Annotated in this window: 3 protein-coding genes; all 3 read left to right on the forward strand. The window is 61.5% G+C overall.

Annotated elements, in window-relative coordinates:
• Positions 1–89 precede the first annotated feature (89 nt).
• On the forward strand, positions 90–545 hold the full coding sequence (tnpA, locus tag G6N73_RS35290) for an IS66-like element accessory protein TnpA (RefSeq protein WP_165034482.1): 456 nt from the start codon (positions 90–92) through the stop codon (positions 543–545).
• Positions 542–895, forward strand: a complete 354-nt coding sequence (gene tnpB, locus G6N73_RS35295; protein WP_023751083.1) for an IS66 family insertion sequence element accessory protein TnpB — start codon at positions 542–544, stop codon at positions 893–895. Before tnpA ends, tnpB begins: the two co-directional genes overlap by 4 nt.
• 63 nt (positions 896–958) lie before the next feature.
• On the forward strand, positions 959–2486 hold a 1528-nt coding region (gene tnpC, locus G6N73_RS35300), incomplete at its 3' end, for an IS66 family transposase (protein ID WP_165034483.1).

Below are 2486 nucleotides of genomic sequence, written 5' to 3' on the forward strand. Positions count from 1 at the left end.
GTATGCGCCGCCTACATCCCATTGATTTCGCGTGTTTCTGAACATTGAGGTTTCTGCCAGAAGATTTTCGGCAAGAGCTGGAGTTTGGCATGGCGGATGGTGAGGGATTTGTTGGGCGATGCGAAGTTGTCGAGCCTCGTCGTGGAAACCGGCGATGGCCGAATGATCGGAAGGCGCGGATTGTAGCGGAGAGCCTTCAGCCCGGTGCGCGGGTTGTTGATGTTGCGCGACTTTATAATCTCGCTGCGCATCAGCTTTCGGACTGGCGACGGCAGGCGCGTCAAGGTCTTCTGACGCTGCCTGCTGAACTGATGACGGCCGTGCCGCCCTTTGAGAACGGGCCTGTCGAACCCGCCTTTGTGCCACTTGCGATTACGGCGGAGCCGAAGACGGCTACCGATGCTTTGCCGGTTCCGGAGCCGGTTGAGATCATTTCCGGGATCGTGACGGTGGAAATAGGCGCAGACCTGGTGGTGAGGGTTCCCGGCGATGTACCGGTTGATCGGGTCGCGGCCTTGGTGCGCGCGATGCGCGGGACGGCATGATCGTCGCGGGCCAACGATTACCGATCCTGATCGCGACGCGGCCGGTGGACTTCCGCTGTGGCCATCAGGCGCTGGCATTGATGGTGCAGACCGAGTTGAAGCTTGATCCGCACTCCGGGATCACTGTGATCTTCCGGTCGAAGCGCGGGGATCGTCTAAAAATCCTGGTATGGGATGGCACCGGAATGGTGCTGACCTACAAAATCCTGGAACAGGGCAGCTTTGCCTGGCCCAAAGTGCAGGATGGAACGATGCGGCTGTCGCGGGGGCAGTTCGAAGCCTTGTTCGAAGGTCTTGACTGGCGACGCGTGGTGGCGCAGCGGGTAGCGCCGCCGACTGCGGCAGGGTGACTCACCTGTTCGGTTTTGGCGTTGTTTTATTGGGCTTTTTGCTTCGATTTGCTATGAAGGCGCATGTCTGCGCCCATTGATCTCAGCCGGTTCCCGGACCTGCCTTCAGAGGTGGTGAACGCCTTTGCGGCCGTACAGTTCGAGCTGTCGGTCGAGCGTGCGGCCCGTCAGCATGAGCAGGCGGTGGTGGCTGAAAAGGACGCCTTCATCACCGAGTTGAAGGAACTGATCGAGAAGCTGGAGAGCCAGGTTCAGGACTACCGCCGCACGAAGTTCGGGCCGAAGTCGGAAAAGCTCGATCCGACGCAGATGGAACTGGCGCTGGAGGATCTGGAGACGGCAATTGCCGAAACACAGGCCCAGATCGCCTTCGTCGAGGAAAAGATCGCGGCCAGCACAGCCAATTGCGAAAAGACTGCTTCACGCAGGCAACGCAAGGCGCGTGCGCTGCCCAAGAGCCTGCCGCGCGTCGAACAGGTGATCGAGCCTGATAGCATTGCCTGCCCCTGTGGTTGCGGGAACATGGTCCGGATTGGCGAAGACCGGACGGAGCGGCTCGATCTTATCCCGGCGCGCTATCAGGTGATCGTCACGATCCGCCCGAAATACGCTTGCCCCAAGGGGCGCACGGGCGTGGTTCAGGCCAGGGCGCCGGCGCATTTGCTGGAAGGTAGCTGGCCGACCGAAGCCCTATTGGCGCAGATCGCCGTGTCCAAGCATTCCGAACACATGCCGCTGAACCGGCAGGCCGCGGTCATGGCCCGACACGGAGTGCCGATCGACCGCACCGTCCTGGCCGACTGGCTGGGCCGGACGGGCGCTGTGATCGCGCCGGTGGTTGACCACATGGCCATGGTCCTGAAACAGGGTAGCTCACGACTATATGTCGACGAGACCACGGCTCCGGTGTTGGATCCCGGGCGCGGCAAGACGAAAACTGGCTATCTCTGGGCTATTCTGCGCGACGACCGCGGCTGGAACGGATCTGCGCCGCCGGGCGTGGTGTTCCATTATCGGCCTGGGCGTAAAGGCGAATATGCCGCAGAAATCCTCGACGGCTTCAACGGCACGATCCAGGTAGATGCCTATGGCGGCTATTCCCACCTCGCCACGCCAAAACGCACGGGCGGCGATCCGTTGAGGCTGGCCTTCTGCTGGGCACATGGCCGCAGAAAACTGATCAAGTCCCAGCCAAAGAAGGGTTCGCCCATCGTCGACGAGGCGTTGTTGCGCATCGCCGCCCTCTACAAGATCGAGGACAGCATCCGAGGTTGTGATCCCGATCATCGCCGGGCTGTCCGCCAGAACCTGTCCCGCCCGCTGGTGGACGAGTTCTTCACCTGGCTGACAGCTCAGGCCGCACGCGTCTCGCGCAAGTCCGATCTCGGCGAGGCCATGGCTTATATGCTGAAACGCCAGGCCGGCTTCCGGCTGTTCCTGGACGACGGCCGCGTCGACATCGACTCCAACCTCGTCGAAAACGCGATCAGAAGTCCAGCCATGAACCGCCGCAATGCTCTCTTTGCCGGCCATGATGAAGGCGGCCGTAATTGGGCCCGTTTCGCCAGCCTGATCGGCACATGCAAGATGA

It is taken from the genome of Allomesorhizobium camelthorni (assembly GCF_011045125.1).
GTDB classification, from domain to species: Bacteria; Pseudomonadota; Alphaproteobacteria; order Rhizobiales; family Rhizobiaceae; genus Allomesorhizobium; species Allomesorhizobium camelthorni.

Coding starts and splice junctions, on each gene's coding strand:
- tnpA (WP_165034482.1), top strand. CDS start 90: ATGGCGGATGGTGAGGGATTTGTTGGGCGATGCGAAGTTGTCGAGCCT.
- tnpB (WP_023751083.1), top strand. CDS start 542: ATGATCGTCGCGGGCCAACGATTACCGATCCTGATCGCGACGCGGCCG.